The 24505-nt window shown below is 44.7% G+C and carries 21 protein-coding genes; 10 read left to right on the top strand and 11 right to left on the bottom strand.

The window, feature by feature from the left end; genetic code table 11:
• Positions 1–51 precede the first annotated feature (51 nt).
• The 6 genes from ONT18_RS08135 to ONT18_RS08160 all read right to left on the bottom strand — a co-directional run bounded on the left by ONT18_RS08135 (position 52) and on the right by ONT18_RS08160 (position 4750).
• Positions 52–201 carry a hypothetical protein gene (locus tag ONT18_RS08135; protein WP_022120450.1) on the bottom strand — a complete coding sequence of 50 codons (150 nt, stop codon included), beginning with the start codon at positions 199–201 and terminating at the stop codon, positions 52–54.
• The gene (locus tag ONT18_RS08140; RefSeq protein ID WP_264904844.1) at positions 201–911 is read right to left on the bottom strand and encodes a hypothetical protein; all 711 of its coding nucleotides are present in this window, start codon (positions 909–911) and stop codon (positions 201–203) included. The genes ONT18_RS08135 and ONT18_RS08140 overlap by 1 nt, the downstream gene beginning before the upstream one ends.
• Complete coding sequence (locus tag ONT18_RS08145) at positions 898–1209, bottom strand: hypothetical protein (RefSeq protein WP_264904846.1); 312 nt, start codon at positions 1207–1209, stop codon at positions 898–900. The genes ONT18_RS08140 and ONT18_RS08145 overlap by 14 nt, the downstream gene beginning before the upstream one ends.
• A 108-nt stretch (positions 1210–1317) precedes the next feature.
• Complete coding sequence (locus ONT18_RS08150) at positions 1318–1725, bottom strand: DUF805 domain-containing protein (protein ID WP_217326600.1); 408 nt, start codon at positions 1723–1725, stop codon at positions 1318–1320.
• A 44-nt stretch (positions 1726–1769) separates the two neighbouring features.
• Entirely contained in the window at positions 1770–2783 is a 1014-nt protein-coding gene (locus ONT18_RS08155) for a hypothetical protein (RefSeq protein WP_153072725.1), read from the bottom strand.
• A 14-nt stretch (positions 2784–2797) separates the two neighbouring features.
• Positions 2798–4750, bottom strand: coding sequence for a hypothetical protein (locus ONT18_RS08160; RefSeq protein WP_153072724.1), 1953 nt, complete (start codon positions 4748–4750; stop codon positions 2798–2800).
• Positions 4751–5257: 507 nt separating this feature from the next.
• On the opposite strand from ONT18_RS08160, the gene ONT18_RS08165 reads away from it, so the two are divergent.
• From ONT18_RS08165 to queF, 3 genes are all read left to right on the top strand, one after another.
• A complete protein-coding gene (locus ONT18_RS08165; RefSeq protein ID WP_264904850.1) occupies positions 5258–7504 on the top strand; it encodes an inorganic phosphate transporter in 2247 nt (748 codons plus the stop codon).
• A gap of 338 nt (positions 7505–7842) precedes the next feature.
• A complete protein-coding gene (locus ONT18_RS08170; protein ID WP_118065346.1) occupies positions 7843–8535 on the top strand; it encodes a queuosine precursor transporter in 693 nt (230 codons plus the stop codon).
• Between the two features lie 40 nt (positions 8536–8575).
• Entirely contained in the window at positions 8576–9031 is a 456-nt protein-coding gene (gene queF, locus ONT18_RS08175) for a preQ(1) synthase (protein WP_264904852.1), read from the top strand.
• A 69-nt stretch (positions 9032–9100) separates the two neighbouring features.
• On the opposite strand, the gene menB is transcribed toward queF, so the two are convergent.
• The 4 genes from menB to ONT18_RS08195 form a co-directional block, all read right to left on the bottom strand.
• On the bottom strand, positions 9101–9922 hold the full coding sequence (gene menB, locus ONT18_RS08180; protein WP_089545278.1) for a 1,4-dihydroxy-2-naphthoyl-CoA synthase: 822 nt from the start codon (positions 9920–9922) through the stop codon (positions 9101–9103).
• Between the two features lie 100 nt (positions 9923–10022).
• Positions 10023–11831 carry a 2-succinyl-5-enolpyruvyl-6-hydroxy-3-cyclohexene-1-carboxylic-acid synthase gene (gene menD / locus ONT18_RS08185; protein ID WP_264904855.1) on the bottom strand — a complete coding sequence of 603 codons (1809 nt, stop codon included), beginning with the start codon at positions 11829–11831 and terminating at the stop codon, positions 10023–10025.
• A gap of 107 nt (positions 11832–11938) precedes the next feature.
• A complete protein-coding gene (locus ONT18_RS08190) occupies positions 11939–13117 on the bottom strand; it encodes a chorismate-binding protein (RefSeq protein ID WP_264904857.1) in 1179 nt (392 codons plus the stop codon).
• Positions 13114–13560 (bottom strand): PaaI family thioesterase, encoded by a 447-nt coding sequence (locus ONT18_RS08195; RefSeq protein ID WP_117587578.1) that lies wholly within the window; start codon positions 13558–13560, stop codon positions 13114–13116. The genes ONT18_RS08190 and ONT18_RS08195 overlap by 4 nt, the downstream gene beginning before the upstream one ends.
• Before the next feature lie 272 nt (positions 13561–13832).
• Here ONT18_RS08195 and lysS point away from each other — a divergent pair, with 272 nt between their 5' ends.
• The 7 genes from lysS to ONT18_RS08230 all read left to right on the top strand — a co-directional run bounded on the left by lysS (position 13833) and on the right by ONT18_RS08230 (position 22582).
• A complete protein-coding gene (gene lysS, locus ONT18_RS08200) occupies positions 13833–15563 on the top strand; it encodes a lysine--tRNA ligase (RefSeq protein ID WP_118151047.1) in 1731 nt (576 codons plus the stop codon).
• A gap of 124 nt (positions 15564–15687) precedes the next feature.
• Complete coding sequence (locus tag ONT18_RS08205; RefSeq protein ID WP_006847212.1) at positions 15688–16686, top strand: NAD(P)H-dependent glycerol-3-phosphate dehydrogenase; 999 nt, start codon at positions 15688–15690, stop codon at positions 16684–16686.
• Between the two features lie 84 nt (positions 16687–16770).
• Positions 16771–18126 carry a glucose-6-phosphate isomerase gene (locus ONT18_RS08210; RefSeq protein ID WP_264904862.1) on the top strand — a complete coding sequence of 452 codons (1356 nt, stop codon included), beginning with the start codon at positions 16771–16773 and terminating at the stop codon, positions 18124–18126.
• Positions 18127–18210: 84 nt separating this feature from the next.
• The gene (locus ONT18_RS08215) at positions 18211–18936 is read left to right on the top strand and encodes an HAD family hydrolase (RefSeq protein ID WP_117691754.1); all 726 of its coding nucleotides are present in this window, start codon (positions 18211–18213) and stop codon (positions 18934–18936) included.
• 65 nt (positions 18937–19001) lie between these two features.
• A complete protein-coding gene (gene gmd / locus ONT18_RS08220) occupies positions 19002–20111 on the top strand; it encodes a GDP-mannose 4,6-dehydratase (RefSeq protein ID WP_022121697.1) in 1110 nt (369 codons plus the stop codon).
• A 44-nt stretch (positions 20112–20155) separates the two neighbouring features.
• Entirely contained in the window at positions 20156–21364 is a 1209-nt protein-coding gene (locus tag ONT18_RS08225) for a GDP-L-fucose synthase family protein (protein WP_006847208.1), read from the top strand.
• Positions 21365–21379: 15 nt separating this feature from the next.
• The gene (locus ONT18_RS08230; RefSeq protein WP_117691623.1) at positions 21380–22582 is read left to right on the top strand and encodes a uracil-xanthine permease family protein; all 1203 of its coding nucleotides are present in this window, start codon (positions 21380–21382) and stop codon (positions 22580–22582) included.
• A gap of 547 nt (positions 22583–23129) precedes the next feature.
• Here the strand turns inward: ONT18_RS08230 and ONT18_RS08235 are convergent.
• Positions 23130–24458 carry a hypothetical protein gene (locus ONT18_RS08235; RefSeq protein ID WP_264904866.1) on the bottom strand — a complete coding sequence of 443 codons (1329 nt, stop codon included), beginning with the start codon at positions 24456–24458 and terminating at the stop codon, positions 23130–23132.
• Positions 24459–24505 lie beyond the last annotated feature (47 nt).

Genomic DNA, 24505 nt, shown 5'->3' on the forward strand with positions numbered 1-24505 from the left:
GTGCACATGTCACTCAGCTTATATGCGGCTTTCTTGCATGGATACTCTTTCTTATAAGATATAAAGATGATACCACCAAGGAACAGAGAAGAAAACATCCTCGCCATCTTGCAGGCGGCGACAAGGATTATAGACAAAGAAACGAGGCATGAAATACAACTCCAATCCCGAATGATGATTCTCTTCTATTGAATATGTCATTACTTCTCATCTTTTTTATAATCTTCAAACGACATTTCCTTGACGAGTTTTCCATCCAAATCATAAACAGACACTACAGAATACCTACCAAACCTAGTATCAGAATAATGACGACAAGACTGGCAGATTGGTAATCCATCTTCAGATGTAAAGCCTACGCAGCCACGATTTGATGGTAACAATATCGCCTTTCCCGCATCCTTATCTACTATAAAAGTATAAATTGTATTCATCTTGTCTGTTGTTCCATTTACAACTACCACATCAGGATTTAGAGGGACAAGCATGGCTTCACTTGCCACAAAAACTGAATCTAGCCCTATCGTTACACCATGTTTTTTATCAGGATTATACCATAACAAATCTGCCATAGGATGCGCCGTAACTATTTCTTGAATATCATTCTGCTTCTTATAATACTTCCAAAAGCTAACTACGTCACCGCCACAAATGCCATCTCCCCCATCAACGCTTCTCAACAAGATTGCATCAACATCCTCATCTGTTACAACAGTATTATTTGGCAAATGAAAATGTTTGATGATTTGTGCTATCATCGCTTGCGAATACTTTCCATCTTCATCATTTTCAAATTTCAAAATGGCATGACCTTGAGCAGGAGCAACTTGTTTTGCCCCCTTTTCTCCACAGCTGATAGAAAGAAAGCACAGCTGTAGCAGTACAACTATCCAATATTTACACTCTTTCATTTTCTAACTTACAAGAGTTTAAATGATACAAAAGAACTTCCTTTATATCATCGGCAACATTATTAGCCAACCTTTCAAAGACCTTTGGCCCAGAACCATTAGGCAAGCTATCTATTTCATTGACTTCTATAAGATTATAATGAGGAATTTCGGGATGGCTATAGTCATAGCGATATCCTCCAAATGTCAGAAACTCTGCATTCGGAATACCAATATCCTTCATACGATTGATTACATTAGTGCCAGCCCCACCGACACCGATGCACAATATCTTTATATTTTCTGTATCATTTCCCATATTATAGTTGCATTATTAATATCGATTGCAAAATTAAACAAAAAATCGATAAGTTGTATCAGCAAGCCTTGTTTTTTCATTCGCAAGGCTTGCGAACGACTTTATCCCTTATTCCTCTTCTTCATCTTCATATACACTGTCTCCTATCAATATGATGAACAACAGGAAAAATGAGACTGCCGAAAATAATAATGCAATTAAGAGTACTACAGCAAAAGAAGAAAAAGGATCGATCTTTGTCATTAAATTGACAGCAAAAAGGAATGGGGCTACCGCATAAAACAATTTCTTTAGACATTGCTTAGTACTTAATCCCGCATCATGAAATCTACGTATCATAGAAGAAAGGTTAGCAGGAATAGAGGCTATAGTAATTCCTAAAAACACTCCAGACAGTACATCAAACTTTTCGGAATTCCAAGTCCCCAATGCTATAAAAGTAATAGGGACCTGAACCAGCCAGAACCACCAATACTCACTCTTTGAAGCTCTTCCCTTAAAATCAAAAGACTTCATGTAACACATTTTAATTGAATTGAAAAATGTCATAACCGTATATTTTATTCTGTTTGCTTATTTTGTGATTTAATTATCTTAGCTACTGCATTATCAAGAACTTCTTGGATATATGAAGAAGAAATATCAATTGACACTTGTTTTTTAGACAAGTTACCAACATAGCAAATTCTAAATGACATACCCAAAGGAGCAAGAAGGGAAGCTAACTTTATCAAATCACCCTTGACCATAAACTCATTTTTGAGTTCTACCCTCATAGACTCTTTACTTTTTTCAAACCCTGAAATATCAAGCTTATTCTCATCTATGGTATAGACAACAACACAAATTTGTCCTTGTATCCTTGCATGAGCAGACAGCAGCCCATCTTCAAGATCAACAAGGATATTCTTATTAAGTTCATTCAAATACAAATCCAGTTCTTCTCTTGGCGTTGGCTTTGGTTGATTTTGAGCATTTTTTACTTCCTTTGGTGTAAGAATAAACTTTATTTCTCGATGAGATTGCATTCCCTTTACCAACATTGCTACAGAATATCCTTTGTTGGCAATATCCACATAGCTGCAAGACTTAAAAGGAGAACTCTTTGCTACGTTTGCCATCATAATTCGCTTCTTCTGTTCTTTATTCTGCAAAAAGTCCTCAAAAGGATATTTCGTTTCGTCAATTTCCAAAGTACTAACGACTGTAGAGTCTTTCAAATCCACACTTCTAAGAGTCATACCATCCGTTAGTTTCAAAGGCATCTGCTCATTAATTTCTTCTACCGCAAGCACAACCTCAGGATCATCAGGAGGAAGAAGACTACGTCTATAAGACTCCATACCAAAAGACAATAACATTTGAACTAAACCAAAAACTCCAATACCTACTCCGAGAATACTCAACTTTACTTTTCTTGTTACATTATGGGAATTAAGTAACCAAATACACAATAATACCAACATAATTGTAACCACTATCGAAACAGCGCCAAAATATGCAGGAGAATTATCCTCCGCATAAGCAGTACGTATGGAAACCATTAAAAATGTAAACATTAAAAACTGTCTCATAACTTTTACATATTTTAGTCATCAATAAATCTCACTTTATCCCATAAACTTTCCCAATAGACATCACCAAAAGTTGTATGTTTCTTTACTGGTACAAAAAGAATGGAAGACACTATTGCCAAAAAGACACCATAAATAACGACAGCACGAATTACCAAGTTATGTACCTTAGCACAAGTATCATATTTTTTCGAAGCTAATAGAGTACCTCCAAGTTCTTTCTGTACCAACATTATATCACGCTTTGTTCTTTCATCAGAATACAGATACTCAGAGTCATTTGATGCACGATAAGCATCAAACTCTCTATCATATTCTGGTTTTAGCCGATTGGTTGAACTTAGCACACGATAAGCTTCCTGAATATTATGTTTATAAGTTTCACCATACAAACTATAATCTATACCGGAATTATATTTAGTCATAGCTTTATTAAATGCCTTATCTATGTCCTCCTCAGAGGCAGATCTGTCAATATTCAACAACAAATAATAATCCTTGAATATACCCAAGCCATCCCCTTTCAACTCATTTCCATCTTTATGTATATCTCCATGACTCCAATTAGAGAAATTGCGTATTTCCATCAACAACAAAGTTATTAACGAAACAGGTAATATATAAATGAGTACACCTATGCCTAATGGTGAACTACCCAACACAAAAAGTGGATATACCAAAAAGACTACAATGCTTTTATATTCTGCATCTGTAACATGTCTATTATACAAATATTTCTTTACACTTTTCGGTACCAAATAATCAAATGTGTTTTCTGCTCTACTCTTACCGTATATTATAGTAAAAACACTTGTGATAGTTGCGCCCAAGAATAGACAGAACATACACCACCAATAAAAATCTTGCATAAACACGCCTATACATATACCATAAATCTCAGTAAAGACACATAGCATATCCAATATGCCCAATACCAACATACAACGGCACAAGATGCTTTTTTGCCTTGACAATATTGTATTAGTTCTTAACAAATGCCTTGGCATAAGCAGACAAATAAGAATAAAAACTAAAAAGATAAAAGCACTTAAAACAAACAACAAGAGTTTGCCATTCACACTATCATTAAAATCTCCGAGATAAAACGTGGTAAAACCTTTCATTATCCACTGAGACTTTTCTTCCAACTGATGTTCACTACGGACTTCAAGCATATAAGCTTTTCTATTAGCAAAAAATATGCTTCTCAAAACAGGTTTACCTTCTTGATCTTTAGTCGAATAAGCAATAGCTTTTCTGTTAGTTGGCAAAATCTTACCATAAAAAGTAGCCCAATAATTATCATAGACAATTTTTCTCTGCGCTGGTGAAAACATATAGTGCTTATATACTTCCAGCTCTTTTGCAAATAGAAGAGTTTGCTTTTCATAAACAGAATCTGTTGCATTAGCCGAAATTAATTCTGACATGTCAAAAGTAACTAAAGAGTAAGAATATTCAAATGGGATTTTCTTGACCTTATAATCCCAATATGGTTCTTTTACATATTTTGTTCTCTTTTCTTCATCGTACTCTATATTACCAAAATAATCTCTTCTTGGGATATTTACGGTATAATAAACCAATCTGTCTCTATATGCCACATAATTTTGCCAATATTCATATTTTCCTTCACCTACCTCAGAAAAAGAAGACAAAAACTTACCATTAGGAATAGGACCTATCTCACGCAAGAAATCAGAATTGTCCTTGGTTGCTCTATTTTTGAAAAGACTTCGTGTTTTCAATGCAGATATTTGCTCTTTTTCCAAGTTGTCAAAAAACTTAATATTATGTTTTTTGAGATCCATTTGTTCTTTCAAACTAACAGAAGTTATTGCTATATACACTATAGCAATAACAGATATTACCAATAATACGACTACTATGAAAATTCCAGAAAAAGCCCTCTTTCCATTTTTTTTTCTTTCAGAGGATTGAATATTCCCTTTTAGTATATTAAGCATCACCAATAGCTCCTTATTCCCTTTTCAGTCCTATAAGGTCTTTTTGTTAAACAGAGAAGCGTGAACTGCAATGCCCACATCTCAATACCGGAGGCCCTAGGAAAGCCCATACTCATAGATGCAACAATAGCAGCCCACGCTATGCGTGAGAACCACTATGCTATCTTAGAGTATGTCGGGAAATTTCCTAGGTTTCCAGTACTTCGATAAGCATAACGCTTCTTAAATCTCAAAAATCAGTGGAAAGGGAATACACCCTATCCGAATGCAAAGATATAAAATACTTCCGTAACTTCCAAACATTTTCGCACTTTTCTTTGTTTTCGGTGGCAACTTTCTTATTCAATCGCCAGCACAACAATATCTTAACAATATTGTAACACCTGTTTAAATCACCTGTAACATCGTACTCGTACCTTTGCACCCGGAAAAGCAAGGGGAGAAATGTATCTAGCTATGTTGAGACAAGCCCCTATATAATAAGGTATATAAACATTAATAAAATATATGGGTACAATTTATTTATGTATTGTGATCTTCCTGCTCTGTTTAGCAGTGTTCGATCTCTTCGTAGGAGTCAGCAACGATGCTGTCAACTTCCTGCAATCTGCCATCGGAGCTAAGGTGGCTAAGTTTCGCACGGTGCTGATTATCGCATCCTGCGGTGTGGTTCTCGGAGCCATCATGTCATCGGGAATGATGGATATCGCCCGCCATGGTATCATGAGTCCTGACCACTTTACATTCGAAGAGGTAATGACGCTCTTCCTAGCCGTGATGGTGACGGATGTCATCATTTTGGATGTGTTTAACACGCTGGGTATGCCGACATCAACCACCGTTTCGCTGGTGTTCGAGCTGCTGGGTGGTGCTTTCATCCTCGCAACATTGAAGATGTATGGCGACGACAGCCTCAACTATGGCGTATTGCTCAACAGCAACAAGGCGTTGGAGGTAATCATGGGTATCTTCTCATCTGTCATCATCGCCTTCGTGTTTGGTGCCTTTGTGATGTGGCTTTCCCGTATAATCTTCACCTTCAACTACCGCAAGCACAGCCGCTACAGCATCGCCATCTTCGGCGGTATCGCCTTTACAGCCCTCTCTTACTTCATCTTCATGAAGGGTTTGGGCAAGAGTCCTTACCTGCCTGCTGAGGTGCGCGATTACATCGATCAGAATCTCGGTTTCCTCATCTGCATCACCTTCGTGGTATCTGCTGTCGTGATGGAATTCCTGCACCTCTGCCGTGTCAACATCTTCAAATTTACGGTGCTGATGGGTACTTTCGCCCTGGCTATGGCTTTCGCTGGTAACGACCTGGTAAACTTCATCGGTGTGCCTCTGGCTGGTCTCTCTTCTTATCAGGACTATATGGCAAATGCCAACGGTGCAGCGCCAAACCAGTTTATGATGACTTCATTGATGGAGAGTGCCAAGACTACTCCAGGCTTCCTGCTTGCTGCCGGTGCCGTGATGATTATCGCCATGGCGACATCCAAGAAGGCACAGAACGTAATCAAGACTTCTGTTGACTTGAGCCGTCAGGACGAGGGCGATGAGATGTTCGGCAGTTCTTCTGCAGCCCGCGTGATTGTACGCAACTGCCAGGCTACAGATTCATGGTTGAAGCAGTTTATGCCAAAGGCACTGATGAACTGGATCAACAGCCGTTTCGACAAGAATAATGTTGAACTCGAGGAGAGTGCTGCTTTCGACGTGGTTCGTGCAGCCGTAAACCTGGTACTTGCTTCCATGCTGATCACCATCGGTACCAACCTGAAGTTGCCTCTCTCTACCACCTACGTTACCTTCATGGTAGCTATGGGTTCTTCACTTGCTGATAGAGCATGGAGCCGCGAGAGTGCCGTATTCCGTGTAACAGGTGTATTGAGTGTAATCGGTGGTTGGTTCATCACAGCCGGTGTAGCTTTCGCAGCCTGCGCCATTGTTTGTATCATCATGCACTTCGGTGGTGTGGGCATCCAGGCTTGCTTCATGGGCTTGGTTATCTACCTGCTCATCCGCAGCAACATCCAGTATAACAAGAAGGCTAAGGAAGAGGGCAAGAGCAGTACCTTCCAACTGATGATGCGTTCTCGCGACCCAGAGATTGTATGGGATTTGCTTCGCCGTCAGGTTTCACGCACCCAGTCTTACGTCTGCCACTTCGCCCTGAACGAGTTCAACCAGATTATGGATGGTCTTGCCAACGAGAATACACGCGACCTTCGTCATGCCAACAAGGATCTGAAGAAGGAACAGGATATGCTGAAGAAGTTCCGCCGTCAGGAGATGCTCGGTTTGAAGAAATCGCCTATCGAGATTGCCATCGAGCGCAACACCTGGTTCCATCTGGGTGCCAACAGCAACCAGCAGTTTATCTACTCTCTGCGCCGTATGCTCGACCCAATCAAGGAACATGTTGACAACAACTTCAATCCGCTTCCTGCTGAATACATCAAGGAGTTTGCTCCTGTACGCCAGAAGATCAACGACCTGATGCGCATGAGCTGCGAACTGATTGAGACCGGCAGATATGACAGCTATCGCGAGATTCTTGCCGAGGCAGATGCCTGCAAAGACGAGCTTTCTGTTCTCCGCAAAAAGCATATCGACCGCATCCAGCACATGACTGACAATACGCTGATGCAGATTTCTCTGGTTTATCTCAACGTACTGCAGGAGAGTCAGGAATTCCTGAGTGTGATGAGGCATCAGTTAAGAGCTGCAAAGAAGTTTATGGAAAAGTAAATTTTCTCTGACATCTTGTCATGAAACAACTTTTTGGTATATCTGTTGCTTGATGACAGATGACAGCGGATAACAAGAGTGTTATTTCGCTATCACAATATAATCTGAAAAGGTTAGTTTCTCATAGGTTAAGATTGTTAGGTTTAGTTTTTAGAAAAAAGTTTTAGGTTTTTAGTTAGATAAGGGCTCCAAGTGCTAGTGATTAGTATTTGGAGCCATTTTTTTGCCCAAATATTTGGCTATTAGGAAGAAATGTTGTAATTTTGCAGCCGATTTCTGAAAAGAATCATCATATTCAATAACCCGAGTGCTTGGTAAACCTCGTAAAAAACAAGAAAATGGACAAGAAAAAAACTCAAGTGAGCGTGCTGTTTATGCTTTTCAGCATCCTCTTCTGCGTTTGCCTGATTGCAGCAAACGTACTCGAAACAAAGCAAATCGCCTTCGGACCAGTTTCCCTTACCGGTGGACTTATCGTATTCCCTGTAAGCTACATCATCAACGATGTGGTATGTGAAGTATGGGGCTATCAGAAAGCGCGTCTGTTGATCTGGACCGGCTTTGCGATGAACTTCTTCTTCGTGGCACTGGGTGCTATCTGCGATGCCATTCCTGCAGCGCCTTATTGGACCAACGATGCCGGTTTTCATGCCATCTTCGGTCTGGCACCCCGCATTGCAGCAGCCTCTTTCGTAGCCTTCATCATCGGTTCATTTGCCAATGCTTATGTAATGAGCGTGATGAAAATCCGCGATGGCGGCAAGCATTTCTCTGCCCGTGCCATCCTCAGTACCATTGCCGGTGAGAGTTGCGACAGCCTTATCTTCTTCCCACTTGCCCTGGGCGGTGTGGTGCCTGCATCAGAATTGCCTTGGCTCATGCTCTGGCAGGTGATACTGAAGACAGCCTACGAGATTGTGGTACTGCCTCTGACCATCCGTGTAGTGAAATACGTGAAGAAGCATGAAGGTGAAGATGCATACGACAATAACATCTCCTACAATGTATTCAAGATCTTCAGCCTCGGCTAAAAGACATCAGTAAATAGCAAACATTAAAACATTACCAAGCGTGGATAGAAAAGAAGACGGTCTTCAGGCATTAGGTGCCAAGACTACATATAGAATGAATTATGCGCCAGAGGTGCTCGAAACTTTCGTGAATAAGCATCCTGGCAATGATTACTGGGTTCGTTTCAACTGCCCTGAGTTTACATCGCTCTGCCCTATTACAGGTCAGCCAGATTTCGCAGAGATTCGCATCAGCTATATTCCTGACGTAAAGATGGTAGAGAGCAAGAGTCTGAAACTTTATCTCTTCAGTTTCCGCAATCATGGCGATTTCCATGAAGACTGCGTAAACATCATCATGAAGGATCTCATCAAACTGATGGACCCTAAATATATAGAGGTAACAGGCATCTTTACTCCTCGTGGCGGTATCAGCATCTGGCCGTATGCCAACTATGGCAAGCCAGGCACCAAATACGAGAAACTGGCAGAACAGAGATTCGCTACTCACGAATAAAAACAAGAAACCTCGGAAGATTGCTTTTATGCATCTTCCGAGGTTTTTATTGTTTATAGCTGATGAAATTTATGGGAACTGAGGATAATCCTCGAAGCGAGGCTTGCGCTTCTCAAGGAACGCCTTGCCACCTTCCTGAGCCTCATCCATCGTATAATAGAGCATCGTGGCATCGCCAGCCAACTCCTGAATACCAGCCTGACCATCCAGTTCGGCATTCAAGCCAGCCTTGATCATACGGAGTGCCAGAGGCGAACGTTCCATCATGATTTCAGCCCACTCTACACAGGTATCTTCCAACTGGTCGAGAGGCACTACCTTATTAACCATTCCCATCTCTTCAGCCTCCTTGGCAGAATACTGCTTGCAGAGGAACCAAATTTCACGAGCCTTCTTCTGACCCACCATTCTTGCCAGATAAGAAGAACCGAAACCGGCATCGAAGCTTCCTACCTTAGGACCAGTCTGTCCAAAGATGGCATTCTCTGAAGCGATGGTCAGGTCGCACATCACATGAAGCACATGACCGCCACCGATGGCATAACCATTCACCATAGCGATAACCGGCTTTGGCAGACGGCGAATCTGCATCTGCACATCGAGCACATTCAGGCGAGGCACACCATCGTTACCCACATAACCGCCTCGGCCCTTTACATGCATGTCACCTCCTGCACAGAATGCCTTATCACCAGCACCCGTCAGGATGACCACACGGATATCCAGACAGTCACGGCAATAGTTGAATGCCTGCGCCATCTCCCAAGTGGTCAACGGTGTGAAAGCATTGCGGTAGCGCTCACGGTTGATGGTAATCTTAGCGATATGATTATACTCCTCGAAGATGATTTCCTTGAAATCAAAACCTTCTATCTTTTTCCATTCTCTCATTTTACTTTGAACTTTGAATTTTGAACTTTGAACTTTATGATTACTTACTATCTTATTTTTTTGACAGAACTATCAGTTATAGTTCCTTACAGGTCCTCTATCAGCACTTCTGGATGGCTTCCAGCATCTCGTTATCTACATCCATATCGGTGAAAACCTCCAGGAGCATCGGGCGCTCGCTCTCGGCATGAATCAATTGGCTGATGCCCTGTTCCATCTCTTCCATCGTATGAGCTGCGAGATATTTTACCTCATTCTGACTACAGATTCCTTCAGCCGTTGTATGATGCTTTGCCATTATCATTTCTTCACGAGCCTGACTCTCCTTTAATCCCTGGAACTTGCCAAAGATGGCACCGCCACCATTATTGAACACGATGATACGGAGCTTGCCGTTCAGATTTCTATTCCAGAGCGCATTCTGGTCATAGAAGAAACTCAGGTCGCCGAGAACGCAGTATACATGCTTATCAGACTTGTTCTTGCACATAGAGAAACCTACAGCCGTAGAAAGAGAACCTTCTATGCCGTTCACACCACGATTGCAGTAAACATGGCGGTCGGCATACAGATTCATCAACCGGATGGCAGAACTGTTGCCCGAGAAGACGCTGCTCATCATACCTGGAAGGAATGTATCGAATTTGCGGTCATAGATACCATCGTCCTGAGCATCTTTATCGCCTAAGGTGAACGCTTTGAAATCCTGAGGCTCAACCTTCTGAAGCTGGCTGAAGAATTCCTTTACGGTAGCCAGACTGCTGAACTCAGGCTTGAAGTTCTCTTTGCGTTCATAGCTTTTAGCCAACGCATCCATCCACAATCTGCGATAATCCTCCCAGTGGTTGTGCCAGCCAAAATTACCCAACCATGACATGGCATCACTGTTTGGCAAATCCATCACTTTAGTAAGATGCATGAACGTATCTTCGATATCAGCCTCTTGCGAGATTCTTATCTGCTCAACTCCTTTAAACGAACGCAGATAAGATTTCAGTTTCTTGCTCACAATATGTCCACCTATATAAACCACCAGGTCAGGACGGAATCTTTCATCGTCCTTTATTTCATCCAGCAAATTCTCGAAAGCGCCATACAAGGTGGTTTTATTCCAATCTTCTCCCAGTTCTTCCTGAACCTTATATAGATAAGGTGGCATTGCCAGAGATTCCCATAATATAGGCATTCGGTCAATATAAGCCAACAAGCCTACATATTTTTCGGTATTGTCCAACTGTCCAATTACCAACAATGGACGTTTGGCTTCTAACACACATTCAAAAGGGGTCCCATCAAATGTATCAATATTTGCCCTGCAGTAAGCAACCTCTATCTTGCGCTCAACGGGCAAAGCTTCTTTCGTAAACGAATAGAAAGGCTCAGAGATAGGTACATTGATGTGTACAGGTCCCTTTACCCGCCCCATGCTTTTCAACAGCGCTTCGTTGACCAGCCGGTTGCAATACCAATGCATCTCTTCCTGCTGCTCACCTTCGAACACTTCTGGCAGAGATACTGCTTTTCTTACCATCTGCCCCAAAGCATCAGGCTGAGGAAGCGTCTGACCATCCAGCTGGTTAATCCACTGTGCCGGTCTGTCGGCAGAAATCACGATGAGCGGGATTTGCTGATAATAAGCCTCAGCTACTGCCGGATAAAGATTGAGCAATGCAGAACCCGAAGTCACACACACCACGACAGGCTGATAACCTTCAGCCATAGAAAGTCCAAGAGCTTGGAAGCCGGCGCTACGTTCGTCGGTTACAGGATAGCAAGTGATGTCTTCACACTCGTTGAGATTGTGAACTATGGCTGCATTTCTGCTGCCCGGACACACTACAGCATGGCGAACACCATGCGCTACCAGTAAACTTGTCAAAATATTGACGTTTTCTTTATTGCTATACATTTCACCTTATTTTTTAGGTTGTTTTTATGTTTTCAGATTCTTGAAGAGCCTTTGTCTTTTAGCATTATAAAATCAGAATGAATCCCTATCATTTCTCTGCAAGACCTTTACAGGACCGACAGGATGGTCTGCATCTTAGCTTCAGTTTCCTTCCACTCCTTCTCCATCTCGCTTTCCTTCAGCAATCCGCCTCCGGCATAGAGTTCGCAGGAACCGTCATCCAGAATATTCATGCAGCGCAGGGAAACATAGAGATGCGTCTTTCCTTTCGGCGAAATCGGTCCCACAAAACCACTATAATATTTGCGCGACTGATGTTCATGCTGCAGGATAAACCGGCGAGCTTCATCCTTCGGTATCCCACAGACGGCAGGCGTAGGATATAAGGCATCGAGCACATCGCCCAGACGCCCCGTATCATGCAGACGGAAAGCAATGTCTGTACGGAGATGATAGAGATTGGCAGCCATCGTGGTATAAGGTCCCTTCTTCTGATATTCATCCGAAAAGACCTTGATGCAATCCTCGATATAATCGGTTACATACTGCTGTTCCTCTCTGTTCTTCTCCGACCATTCTATCCCTTCTACCGGATAATCGGCTACGGTCTTGGAAGGTTCAGCCTTTTGGGTGCCTGCCAGCGACATGGTTGCCATCTGATTCTGTTCACCTTTGAGCAGAATTTCAGGTGTAGCCATCAGCCATAAACCCGACTGGGGTGTATAAACCAAGGCTACAAAAAGACGGGGATACATCCGGCAGGTCTTCAGAAACAGAGCCTTTAAAGAGTCTGCATCCTGCACAACTGAAGCATTGGCTGTATTCTGCACAGCTGAAGTCTTGCCGGCATCTTGCACTACTGAAGTCTGGACAGATTCTAAAGGCTGCCGATTGCTCTGGATACACAGTTTTCTTGCCAGAACAATCTTGCTGAATTTACCTTCAGAGAGCTGCCGGTGAAAGCATTCAAACTCCCTTGCATAGGCTTCAAAATTACGTCCCGACGTAGAGTCTGCTACGTCACGACGTAAATCCTGCTGCGTCACGACGTAGGAAGTGCCGCATCGCGATGCATTTTCAGCCCCCTCGGCAGAGATCAGTTTGCTTTCATCCGGATGCATCAGCACCACGGGACATTCGCTGGATGGCGCGAAAGGAGCTATCACGAAACCTTCCTTGCCATTCAGTTCTGCCACAGAAGAGAGTACCTCAGGTTCTCCCTCATGCTGAGCCACATAGGTAGCATGGTGCAGATAAGGCAGACGATAATACGCAAAAGCTATCATACCTTTGTTTCTGCCCCCTTTTTCTGATTGTCTTTCTTTGGAGTGAACACATAGTTGGTTACCTGTACGGTACAGATTACCTCACCAGCCGTATTCTTGATATCCACCTGCCAGGTATGCAAGGTTCTGCCCTTGTGCACAATCTTGGCAAAGGCAGTAACTATATCGCCCTCGCTGACCGCCAGAACATGAGTACCGCTCACGTTGATACCCACGGCAATCTGTCCCGGACAGAGCGCCAGGGAACCGATACCCGCCACATTCTCGGCAAGAGCCAGAGAAGCACCTCCACTCAAGAAGCCGAAAGGTTGGCGATTACGCTCATCTACCTTCATCGTTGCCTGAAGCGTATCAGGCTCAGGGGTAGAAATGAAATGCATTCCGAGGGTCTTGGATAATCCATCAGTCTTGCTGATTCTTTTTACTAATTCATCTATGTTCATCTTATTTTCTCCTATTTCTCGTATTTTGTTATTGATTCAGAGCCATTCGTTTCCTCCTCGCTCCAAAGTATGTTTCTGATAAATTCAACGCAAAGGTAAGACTTTCTTCAGAGAAAACAAAATTTATCGCACTTTTTATTTGATGAAGGGCAAACTTTACATACCTTTTCCTTTCTTTAATAATAAAAAACATAAAAAACGGCATATAGTTCAGATTTATTTTGTATTTTTGCACCAAAAATAAGAAAATAAAAGATATATCTGAATAGAATATGAACATTTTAGAGCTAAGCGAACAGGAAATCGTTCGCAGACAGAGTCTTCAGACATTGCGCGAGATGGGTATCGACCCATACCCAGCAGCAGAGTTTCCAACCAATGCATTCAGCACAGATATCAAAGCTGAATTCAAGGACGAGGACGAGCCACGCCAGGTAGTTATCGCCGGACGTATGATGGGTCGCCGCGTAATGGGTAAAGCTAGCTTTGCTGAGTTGCAGGACTCAAAGGGAAGAATCCAGGTTTATATCGCCCGCGACGAGATTTGTCCAGACGAGAACAAGGACCTTTATAATACAGTATTCAAGAAACTTCTCGATATCGGTGACTTCATCGGTGTAAAGGGTTTCGTATTCCGCACACAGACTGGCGAGATTTCCGTTCACGCCAAGGAACTGTGCCTGCTCTCTAAGAGCTTGAAGCCACTCCCTATCGTGAAGTATAAGGATGGCGTGGCTTACGACAAGTTCGATGATCCAGAGTTGCGTTACCGCCAGCGCTACGTTGACCTCATCGTTAATGATGGCGTAAAGGATACTTTCCTGCAGCGTGCTACCGTACTCCGCACACTCCGCAGCGTACTCGACAACGCAGGTTATACTGAGGTAGAGACTCCTACCCTGCAGAGCATTGCCGGTGGTGCTTCTGCCCGCCCATTCATCACCCACTTCAATGCACTCGATCAGGATATGTACATGCGTATCGCTACCGAGCTCTACCTGAAGCGCCTCATCGTAGGTGGTTTCGAGGGTGTTTATGAAATCGGCAAGAACTTCCGCAACGAGGGCATGGACCGCAACCACAACCCTGAGTTTACCTGTATGGAGCTTTATGTTCAGTACAAGGACTACAACTGGATGATGGCTTTCACAGAGAAGTTGCTCGAAACGATCTGTATCGCCGTAAACGGCAAGCCAGAGCGCGAGATTGATGGCAACATCATCAGCTTCAAGGCTCCATATCGCCGTCTGCCTATCCTCGATGCCATCAAGGAAAAGACCGGTTTCGACTGCAACGGCAAGACCGAGGAAGAGATCCGCGCATTCTGCAAGGAGAAGGGCATGGATGTAGATGAGACCATGGGTAAGGGTAAGTTGATTGATGAGCTCTTCGGTGAGTTCTGCGAGGGCACCTTCCTCCAGCCAACCTTCATCACCGACTATCCTGTAGAGATGTCTCCATTGACCAAGATGCACCGTTCTAAGCCAGGCTTGACCGAGCGTTTCGAGTTGATGGTAAACGGTAAGGAGCTTGCCAATGCATACTCTGAGCTCAACGACCCAATTGATCAGGAAGAGCGTTTCATCGACCAGATGAAGCTTGCTGACAAGGGTGATGACGAGGCGATGATCATCGATCAGGACTTCCTCCGTGCCCTCCAGTACGGTATGCCTCCAACATCAGGTATCGGTATCGGTATCGACCGCTTGGTCATGTTGATGACAGGCAAGACCTTCATCCAGGAGGTATTGTTCTTCCCACAGATGAAGCCAGAGAAGAAGATGCCACAGAGCACCATCAAGGAATGGGAAGAGATTGGCGTGCCAGAGGATTGGGCATACGTGCTCCGCAAGGCAGGCTTCAACCTCATCTCTGATATCCGTGAAGAAAAAGCACAAGGCTTGCAGCAGAAGATTGGAGAAATCAACAAGAAGTACAAGCTCGGCTACGAGAAGCCTTCTGTTGACGACATCCAGGGCTGGATTAATGCAGCAAATGCTTAATTGATAATGCATAATTAATAATGTATAATCAATAAAGAGTTCCGACTTTTTATTGGTTATACATTATATCTACAAACAAAGGCGAAAGCCTCATTATTAATTATTAATTATAAATTCATTCGAAGTGTTCAACTGCGGTAAAATAGCGATAATTGGCGGCGGTAGCTGGGCTACGGCAATAGCCAAGATTGTGGTGGGTCATACTCATCACATAGGCTGGTATATGCGTCGCGATGACCGCATCGAGGACTTCAAGCGCATGGGGCACAACCCTGCCTATCTGATGTCGGCACGATTCAATGTAGATGAGATTTTCTTCTCTTCCGACATCAACAAGATAGTGCAGAACTACGATACACTCGTGTTCGTCACCCCGTCGCCTTATCTGAAGAATCATCTCAAGAAGCTCAAGACGCGACTCAGCGACAAGTTCATCATCACAGCCATTAAAGGTATTGTGCCAGATGAAAACCTCGTTTGCTCAGAGTATTTCCATCAGGTTTACGATGTGCCTTACGAGAACCTCGCCTGCATCGGAGGTCCTTCTCATGCCGAGGAGGTGGCACTGGAGCGACTGAGCTATCTCACCGTGGGCTGTAGCGATACCGAAAAGGCGCGTGCCTTCGCCAACGATTGTCTGGCGAGTGAATTCATCAAGACCAAGACTTCGAGCGATGTCATCGGTATCGAATACTCTTCGGTTCTGAAGAACGTATACGCCATCGCAGCAGGTATCTGTGGCGGACTGAAGTATGGTGACAACTTCCAGGCGGTACTCATGTCAAATGCCGTTCAGGAGATGCACCGCTTCCTGACAGCCGTCCACCCTATCGACCGAAGCATGTACGACTCAGTTTATCTGGGCGACTTGCTCGTAACAGGTTACAGCAACTTTTCCCGCAACCGCACCTTCGGAACCATGATAGGCAAGGGCTACAGCGTGAAGAGTGCGCAGATAGAGATGGAGATGATTGCAGAAGGATATTTCGGCACCAAGTGTATGAAGGAAATCAATCGCCACATGCACGTCAACATGCCGATTCTCGATGCTGTATATAATATATTGTACGAGCGCATCAGTCCGCAAATCGAAATCAAACTCTTGACCGACTCGTTCAGATAGGCACATTCTATCCTTCGGTTTCGGCAGAAGAGTTTGTCTTCAAGTAGTAACATTAACACATTCATTTAGATATTAAAAGAAAAAATGAAAAGTATCAGCTTAAACATTACAAAGGCTGCATCATTCCTTGCAGAAGGTGCAGTAAAGGCTTACGAGCCTAAGGTTAAGGCCGCTCAGGAAGCTCTTGAGAACGGCACTTGTGAAGGTAACGATTTCTTGGGATGGTTGCATTTGCCATCTTCTATCACTCCTGAGTTCCTCTATGAGATTCAGGCTGTTGCCAATACTTTGCGCGAAAAGTGTGAGGTGGTTGTTGTAGCAGGTATCGGTGGTAGCTACCTCGGTGCACGCGCCGTTATCGAAGGCCTCGGCAACTCTTTCGCTTGGCTCGTAAACGACAAGAAGAACCCTACTATCCTCTTCGCAGGTAACAATATCGGTGAGGACTACCTCTTCGAGTTAACTTCTTTCTTGAAGAACAAGAAGTTTGGTGTCATCAATATCTCTAAGTCTGGTACCACTACTGAGACAGCTCTCGCTTTCCGTCTTTTGAAGAAGCAATGCGAGGAACAGCGCGGTAAGGAAGAGGCTAAGGATGTTATCGTAGCTGTAACCGACGCCAAGAAGGGTGCTGCACGTACTTGTGCTGACAAGGAAGGTTACAAGAGCTTCATCATCCCTGATAATGTAGGTGGCCGCTTCTCTGTTTTGACCCCAGTAGGTTTGTTGCCTATCGCAGTAGCAGGTTTCGATGTAAAGCAGCTCGTAGCTGGTGCGGCTGACATGGAGAAGGCTTGCGGCAAGAACGTAGCTTTCGAGGAGAATCCTGCAGCTATCTATGCAGCTACACGTCAGGCTCTCTATACTCAGGCTGGCAAGAAGATTGAGATTGTATGCAACTTCCAGCCTAAACTTCACTACTTCGCTGAGTGGTGGAAGCAGCTCTATGGTGAGAGCGAGGGTAAGGACCAGAAGGGTATCTTCCCAGCAGCTTGCGACTTCACTACCGACCTTCACTCTATGGGCCAGTGGATTCAGCAGGGCGAGCGCTCTATCTTCGAGACTGTTATCAGCGTAGAGACTCCTAACGAGAAGTTGCTCTTCCCTCACGATGATGAGAACCTCGACGGTTTGAACTTCCTCGAGGGCAAGCGTGTTGACGAGGTGAACAAGATGGCAGAGCTCGGTACACGTCTGGCTCACGTTGACGGTGGTGTTCCTAACATCCTGGTTAACGTACCAGAGTTGAACGCTTACTACCTCGGTCAGCTGATCTACTTCTTCGAGAAGGCTTGCGGTATCAGCGGTCTCTTGGAAGAGGTAAACCCATTCAACCAGCCTGGTGTTGAGGCATACAAGAAAAATATGTTCGCATTGCTCAACAAGCCAGGTTATGAGGCAGAGAGCAAAGCTATCCAGGAGCGCTTGAAGAATGAATAATGTGTAGTGTTTAATGTTTAGTTGAGGCATACGCCATGCAAAGCATTAAACACTAAACATTAAACACAAAACATTAAATAGTTGATGAAGGAAATTATTTTTAAATATATGAAAGAACACGGCTTTGGGGAATTCAACCCTAAAGCCGTGCTTTTTGATATGGACGGCGTGCTGTACAACAGTATGCCAAATCATGCTGTGGCATGGCAGGAATCGATGAAACAGTTTGATATCCACATGACAGCAGCCGATGCTTATGCCACCGAAGGAGCCCGAGGCATTGACACCATCCAGATGATGGTGAAGAAGCAGAAGGGCATCGACATCACGCTGGACGAAGCACAGAAGATGTATGATGTGAAGACCGAAATATTCCACTCGATGCCTACTGCCGAAATATTTCCTGGCGTAAAGGAAATCATGCAGAAGATTAAAGATGCTGGCATGCAGGTAGGAGTGGTAACAGGAAGCGGACAGCGCCCGCTCATCATGCGACTGCTCAACGACTTCGGCGATTTTCTGGATGAAGCACATATCGTAACCGCCTATGATGTAAAGCGCGGCAAACCAAATCCTGACCCATATCTCATGGGATTGCAGAAGGCAGGAAACCTGAAACCCTGGGAAGGCATCGTGGTAGAGAATGCTCCTTTGGGCGTCCGTGCCGGCGTGGCAGCCAACATTTTTACTGTAGCAATTAACAGCGGTCCGCTACCAGATGAAGAATTATCCAATAAGGGTTGCAATCTACTCTATCACCAGATGACTGAATTCTGTGATGACTTTGAAAACCTGATTGCTAAGGCTTAATCCGGTTCGCCCACAGATATTCTGACTTATTCAATAAAAAGACATCATTAAAAACATATAATGACATGAATAGAAAAGTAGCTTTAATTACAGGTATTACAGGCCAGGATGGTTCATACTTGGCTGAATTATTGTTGGAAAAAGGGTATGATGTTCACGGAACTATCCGCCGATCATCTACCGACTACCGCGAAAGAATTGCCCATTTGGAGGGTACACCTAATTTCCATCTTCACTATGCTGACCTCGGTGACTCTATGAGTATCATCCAGGTAATGAACAAGGTGAAACCTACTGAGGTATATAATCTGGCAGCACAGAGCCACGTACAGGTGAGCTTCGACTCCCCTGAGTTTACAGCAGATGTAGATGCTACCGGTGTGCTCCGTATCCTGGAGGCTATCCGCCAATGCGGTCTGGAGAAGACCTGCCGCATGTATCAGGCTTCAACATCTGAGCTCTACGGTAAGGTAGAAGAGGTTCCTCAGAACGAGAACACTCCATTCCACCCTTATTCTCCATACGCTGTTGCCAAGCAGTATGGTTTCTGGATTGTCAAGGAGTATCGTGAGGCTTATGATATGTTCTGCTGCTCTGGTATCCTCTTCAATCATGAAAGTGAGCGCCGTGGTGAGACTTTCGTAACCCGCAAGATTACTTTGGCTGCAGCCCGCATCAAGCAGGGCAAGCAAGACAAGCTCTATCTCGGTAACCTGGATTCGCTCCGCGACTGGGGTTATGCCAAGGATTATGTAGAGTGTATGTGGCTGATTCTCCAGGCTGAGAAACCAGAGGACTTCGTGATTGCAACCGGTAAGCAGCACTCTGTTCGTGAGTTCGCCCAGCTGGCGTTCCACTATGTAGGAATCGAACTGAAATGGGAAGGCAAGGATGAGAACGAGAAGGGTATCTGCGTTGAGGGTCCTGAGGAACTCATCGGCAAGACACTCGTTGAGGTTTCTCCTGATTTCTACCGTCCTACCGACGTGGTGAACCTCTGGGGTGACCCAACAAAGGCAAAGGCTAAGCTCAACTGGAATCCTAACACCACCTCTTTCGAAGATCTCGTAAAGATCATGGTAGAGAGCGATATGGCGAAGGTAGCTGCCGAGGATGCCGGTCAGAAGGTTCGCTGCAATCTTGCAGAATACTTGGAGAAGGGTATTGTTAAGTAATAGTTTATAGTTAACAGTTGATAGATAGTTTATAGCAATAATCAATGTTATCAAAAGATAGTAAAATTTATATAGCAGGACACCACGGACTCGTGGGTTCTGCTATCTGGAATAACCTCAAGAAGAGAGGTTATAACAACCTGGTAGGTCGTTCTCACAAAGAACTCGACTTGACCGACCAGTATGCAGTAGAGAAGTTCTTTGACGAGGAAAAGCCTGATGCAGTAGTATTGGCTGCTGCCTTCGTGGGCGGTATCATGGCGAATTCATTGTATCGTGCAGACTTCATCATGCAGAACATGAAGATGCAATGCAACGTAATCAGCAACGCTTATTCTCATGGCGTGAAGAAGCTCCTCTTCCTGGGCTCTACCTGCATCTATCCTAAGAATGCACCGCAGCCTATGAGCGAAGATGTGCTCCTTACTTCTCCGCTGGAATATACCAACGAGGAATATGCCATCGCCAAGATTGCCGGACTGAAGATGTGCGAGAGCTACAACCTTCAGTATGGTACCAACTATATCGCTGTGATGCCAACCAACCTCTATGGCCCTAACGATAACTTCCATCTGGAGAACAGCCACGTAATGCCTGCGATGATGCGCAAGATTTATCTTGCCAAACTCATCCACGATGGCGACTGGCACAGCATCGAGGTGGATATGAACAAGCGCCCTATCAACCCTACTGATAAGCTCCGCGAAATCATCGGCGAGGGTAACGTAGACGGCAGCAACTCTCACGAGCGCATTCTGAAGGCGCTGGAGTTCTACGGCATCTACGACAACAAGGTAGTGCTTTGGGGAACAGGCAAACCATTGCGTGAATTCCTCTGGAGCGAGGATATGGCAGATGCCAGCGTTCACGTGCTCCTGAATGTAGATTTCAAGGACATCATCGGTATAGAGAAGTACAGTTCTGTATTCTATGGTGCCAAGGTAGATGGTGCTGTGGATAGAAACAACTCTGAGGGCCGTGGTGGCGCTATCCCTTCTCTTGGTGAGATTCGTAACTGCCACATCAACGTGGGTACCGGCAAGGAGCTCACCATCCGTGAACTTTCTGAACTTGTAGTAAAGGCAGTAGGTTTCGAAGGCGAAGTAGAGTTTGACGCCAGCAAGCCAGATGGAACCATGCGCAAGCTCATCTCTGTAGATAAGCTCCACAGCCTCGGCTGGACGCATAAGGTAGAGATTGAGGATGGTGTGAAGAAACTCTTCGACTGGTATCAGGAGAGTCTGAAAGACTAATAAAGAATATCGACTATGGATACAGAACAACTTTCTATGACCAAGAAAACCCTGGTGGGAGTACAATTCCTGTTTGTGGCTTTCGGTGCAACGGTTCTGGTGCCTCTTCTGATAGGCATCGATCCGGCAACGGCTCTCTTCACCGCTGGTGTAGGAACCTTTCTTTTTCACTTCATCACCAAGGGTAAGGTGCCTATTTTCCTGGGCAGTTCCTTCGCCTTTATCGCCCCTATCATCGCTGCAACCAAGCAATGGGGACTGCCGGGAACAATCGCCGGACTAACCAGCGTTTCTCTGGTGTATTTCGTCATGAGCGCCCTAGTGAAATGGCAGGGCAAGAAACTGCTGGACAGGATTTTTCCTCCGGTAGTCATCGGTCCCGCCATCATCCTCATCGGTCTCTCCCTTTCGGGCAGCGCTGTGGATATGGCAAAGACCAACTGGATTCTCGCCTTTGCATCGCTCATCACCGCTATCCTGGTGCTTACCTTCTGCAAGGGCTTGATGAAGCTGGTTCCTATCATTTCTGGGGTTATCGTGGGCTATGTCATCGCCATCTGCATGGGCGAGGTAGATTTCTCGGGCGTGGCAGCGGCATCATGGTTCTCCTGTCCTGTATCCTTCGATACCATCACCCATTTCTCCTGGGCTCCATTCCTCTATATGTTGCCCGTGGCAATAGCTCCGGTGCTGGAGCATATCGGCGATGTATATGTGGTGAGTGCCGTAGCCAAGAAGGATTTCGTGGCAGATCCGGGATTGCATCGCACGATGTTGGGCGATGGACTGGCATGTCTCTGTTCAGCCTTTCTGGGCGGACCTCCTGAGACCACTTATTCAGAGGTAACAGGTGCGATGTCTATCACCAAGGTAACGAGTCCTGCCGTGATTCGCATATCCGCAGCCACCGCCATCTGTTTCTCCATCGTGGGCAAGTTGAGTGCTTTGTTGCAGAGCATTCCTCAGGCAGTTTTAGGTGGCATCATGCTGCTGCTTTTTGGAACCATCGCAAGTGTGGGCGTTCAGAATCTGATGCAGAACAAGGTAGACATGAATGAAACCCGCAATGTTATCATCATCTCTGTGATGCTGACGATGGGCTTGGGTGGCGCCGTTCTCTCATCCGGTTCCTTCGCCATTTCCGGCATCGGTCTTTCCGCCGTCATCGGCGTAGTTCTCAACCTCGTTCTTCCTAAGACGAAGAAGAAAGAGGCATAAATAAGGAAAAAGCTTTGAAAACGAGATTGTTTTCAAAGCTTTTTCTTTTTTTCTTGCATCATTCGGAGTAAGCGGATGAATTAGAACAAAAAGAGAGGTAAAACAAGGAATTTACCCTACTAAAACTGTTCTTTCAACTAAGAAAAGAAACATTTATACTTAGATAAAATCTCCGTTCATAGACGTTGAATGTCCGTTCAAAGACGTTGAACCGCCGTTCAAAGACGCTGAACCGCGGTTCAACGTCTATGAACGGAGATTTCAATAGGGTTAAAGAACATTTTATCCTATAATCAACCAAGACTTTTCCCGAGATTAACACATTATTAATACAAGAAGAAAGAAGGTAAGAGAGATGAAGAAAAGACGTTGTTTCTATCTCGAACTAAACCGATTGTACAAGAAAAGCGTGCAAGCTACATCATGTCGCCTGCACGCATCCTCTTTTATTTAATCGCGCTATGATATTATAATCGCTTTTTACAATCTCGCTCCGAATCTTGCGCTTGGCAATGGGGCGGCGAAGTAATAGTTCTGGTCGTTATTCTTATCCAGGAAATTCACCTGCTTCATGCCGAAGAATGGCAGACCTTGTGGGAAGAGACGGACAAAATCGGTTACACCTCCTGAGAGAGCAGGACTGCCTGCCTGATAATCGAAATTCCAACTCTTGTCGAATGCCAATGGGAGCACCCTGGGCTACATCATCAATTTCGCAATTGATGTTCATCTTCTCGCTCTGCTTGAAACTCTTGAAGAGAGGGTTGAGCTGACCAGCCACGCTGCTCTTGATATCGGTATCAAACCAGATGCCGAGCTCTGCATCCTTCGCCATCTGCGCTACGCCTGTCTCTGTAGATGCAAAGTAGTAGTTTGGTGTAAGACGACTGTGCTCCATATCAGCACCATCCTTCTTTGGCTGCTTCAGTCCGAAACGGGAATCGTAGATGAGGTTGTTCACGAAGACTGGCTTCGCTGCCTTCTCTACCCAGACAGAACCACCCTTTTTGTTTTTGGAACGGCGCCAGCCGCAGTTGATGATGGTATTGTTATAGGCGGTCATCTCGGTGAGAGGAATCACCTCGCTATTGCCGGCATTAGAAAGTTTGAAGGCGTTGGTGCAGGCATTGTAGATGATGTTGTTGGCTACATCAATCTTGCAACCTGCCTTTACGTTGATGGCCTCGCCACCATCGGCTGCATTTCCGCTATCGGCAAAGATATTGTTGATAATCACGCCGTTACCACCTGTAAAATAAGTCTGGTCGTTGTAGTTGTCATGGAAGAAACTGTTTGCCATCACAAACTTGCCGTTTACATTACAGAAGTGGAAGGCTGGCACACCGCCATCGATAGTGGTCTTGAAAAGCTTGTTCTGGAAAGAAGCAGAACTCTCGGTAGGAGTAGCACCGGCATAGGCCACATCTACGTGGTTGAGCACCACCTCTTCTGAATTGTAGCCGCAGATGATGCCGCCCCAATCGGCTGGTTTCTTGGTATCAGAAGTGATGGTAACTGGCTTCTCGGCGGTTCCCAGACAATAGAGATTGCCCAATACCACGATTTCTACCGGTACCTGAACCTCTGATTTGCAGGTAACAGTTACGCCCGGCTCGATGTAGAGCGATGTTCCTACAGGAATCTCCACGCTCTCGCTGAGGGTAGTATCCTTGCTCCAAACCAGAGAGCCTTTAGGATATTCTGCCACCTTCGTTGTGATGATATCCTTAGAACCCTGGTTCTCATTGCCATCACTTCCATTACCGCCATTATTCACGTAATCGTATGGATTGATATTATCGTTCTCGCAAGATGTGGAGAACATTGCAGCTGCTGCCATCAACAGCAAAGCAGCAAAAGTATTTATCTTTTTCATTTCTTCTTTTTTTACCTTTTTACTTTTTTACCTTTTTTACCTTTAAA

Origin of the sequence: Segatella copri, assembly GCF_026015295.1 — a bacterium.
GTDB classification, from domain to species: Bacteria; Bacteroidota; Bacteroidia; order Bacteroidales; family Bacteroidaceae; genus Prevotella; species Prevotella copri_C.

Bases quoted from the DNA above. Each gene is read 5' to 3' on its own strand.
- ONT18_RS08135 (WP_022120450.1), bottom strand. From the start codon at position 201: ATGACATATTCAATAGAAGAGAATCATCATTCGGGATTGGAGTTGTAT.
- ONT18_RS08140 (WP_264904844.1), bottom strand. From the start codon at position 911: ATGAAAGAGTGTAAATATTGGATAGTTGTACTGCTACAGCTGTGCTTT.
- ONT18_RS08145 (WP_264904846.1), bottom strand. From the start codon at position 1,209: ATGGGAAATGATACAGAAAATATAAAGATATTGTGCATCGGTGTCGGT.
- ONT18_RS08150 (WP_217326600.1), bottom strand. From the start codon at position 1,725: ATGAAGTCTTTTGATTTTAAGGGAAGAGCTTCAAAGAGTGAGTATTGG.
- ONT18_RS08155 (WP_153072725.1), bottom strand. From the start codon at position 2,783: ATGAGACAGTTTTTAATGTTTACATTTTTAATGGTTTCCATACGTACT.
- ONT18_RS08160 (WP_153072724.1), bottom strand. From the start codon at position 4,750: ATGCTTAATATACTAAAAGGGAATATTCAATCCTCTGAAAGAAAAAAA.
- ONT18_RS08165 (WP_264904850.1), top strand. From the start codon at position 5,258: ATGGGTACAATTTATTTATGTATTGTGATCTTCCTGCTCTGTTTAGCA.
- ONT18_RS08170 (WP_118065346.1), top strand. From the start codon at position 7,843: ATGGACAAGAAAAAAACTCAAGTGAGCGTGCTGTTTATGCTTTTCAGC.
- menB (WP_089545278.1), bottom strand. From the start codon at position 9,922: ATGAGAGAATGGAAAAAGATAGAAGGTTTTGATTTCAAGGAAATCATC.
- menD (WP_264904855.1), bottom strand. From the start codon at position 11,831: ATGTATAGCAATAAAGAAAACGTCAATATTTTGACAAGTTTACTGGTA.
- ONT18_RS08190 (WP_264904857.1), bottom strand. From the start codon at position 13,117: ATGATAGCTTTTGCGTATTATCGTCTGCCTTATCTGCACCATGCTACC.
- ONT18_RS08195 (WP_117587578.1), bottom strand. From the start codon at position 13,560: ATGAACATAGATGAATTAGTAAAAAGAATCAGCAAGACTGATGGATTA.
- lysS (WP_118151047.1), top strand. From the start codon at position 13,833: ATGAACATTTTAGAGCTAAGCGAACAGGAAATCGTTCGCAGACAGAGT.
- ONT18_RS08210 (WP_264904862.1), top strand. From the start codon at position 16,771: ATGAAAAGTATCAGCTTAAACATTACAAAGGCTGCATCATTCCTTGCA.
- ONT18_RS08215 (WP_117691754.1), top strand. From the start codon at position 18,211: ATGAAGGAAATTATTTTTAAATATATGAAAGAACACGGCTTTGGGGAA.
- gmd (WP_022121697.1), top strand. From the start codon at position 19,002: ATGAATAGAAAAGTAGCTTTAATTACAGGTATTACAGGCCAGGATGGT.
- ONT18_RS08225 (WP_006847208.1), top strand. From the start codon at position 20,156: ATGTTATCAAAAGATAGTAAAATTTATATAGCAGGACACCACGGACTC.
- ONT18_RS08230 (WP_117691623.1), top strand. From the start codon at position 21,380: ATGGATACAGAACAACTTTCTATGACCAAGAAAACCCTGGTGGGAGTA.
- ONT18_RS08235 (WP_264904866.1), bottom strand. From the start codon at position 24,458: ATGAAAAAGATAAATACTTTTGCTGCTTTGCTGTTGATGGCAGCAGCT.